Annotated in this window: 1 protein-coding gene; it reads left to right on the forward strand. The window is 34.2% G+C overall.

Annotated features, from left to right (window positions below):
* Positions 1–686: IS6 family transposase (locus tag BAU27_RS14415; protein ID WP_139254650.1), on the forward strand; the 686-nt coding region annotated here is incomplete at its 5' end.
* Positions 687–1,031: the final 345 nt, after the last annotated feature.

Below are 1,031 nucleotides of genomic sequence, written 5' to 3' on the forward strand. Positions count from 1 at the left end.
AGTGGAAACATTATCAACCTGATATTATTTTATTAACCGTGAGATGGTACCTACGGTACAACCTCAGTTTTCGTAATTTAGTCGAAATGATGGAAGAACGTGGGTTATCCCTTGCTCATACAACTATCATGCGATGGGTTCATCAATATGGTCCTGAATTAGATAAGCGAGTACGACGTCATCTTAAATCAGCCAATGATTCTTGGCGAGTCGATGAGACGTATGTGAAAGTCAAAGGTCAATGGATGTACCTATATCGTGCTGTTGATTCAAAAGGAAATACAATTGATTTTTATTTAAGCAAAACAAGAGATCATAGGGCTGCAAAGCATTTTTTCAAGAAAGCTTTGCAGTCTTTTCATGTTTCAAAGCCCCGTGTGATAACAGTAGACAAAAACCCGGCCTATCCTATAGCGATTGAAGAGTTGAAGAAAGAGAAAAAAATGCCTGTAGGCATCCAAATAAGGCAGGTAAAATACCTGAATAACATTGTAGAACAAGATCATCGCTTTATTAAAAAGAGAGTTCGTTCAATGTTAGGATGGAAGTCTTTTCGTACAGCTATATCCATTCTTTCAGGAATAGAAGCGATGCATATCATTAAAAAAGGCCAACTTATTTTACGGGACAAGTCTGTCCAAAATGAAATAAAGTTTATTCATCAACTATTCGGAATGGCAGCATAAGAATAGATTCCATTAGGAATCTATATACCTCTTTCGAATAAATGAAATATTTGCACCAGAATCCTTTTGTTGTTGATTTTGAGATTATTAAGGGATTCGAGATAAGGTTAATAATTATGGGAAAATGAATGTAAACTAATATCGAAAAGTTTACATTCGTATTTATAATAAAAAAGCACTTTTCAATGTTTCAAAAGTGCTTTAACTTGATGTGACGGAACCCCAAGTATGCAGAAATTTAAAAAAGTCCCTTAATAAGGCTAAAGGGACTTGGCTCACACAAATGATCTGCACATCAATTCACTTTTGATATACAGATCATTTGTATGATAATTTTTATAAATA

This window comes from Bacillus sp. NH11B (assembly GCF_001884205.1).
In the GTDB taxonomy this organism is placed as follows: domain Bacteria; phylum Bacillota; class Bacilli; order Bacillales; family Bacillaceae_G; genus Bacillus_A; species Bacillus_A proteolyticus.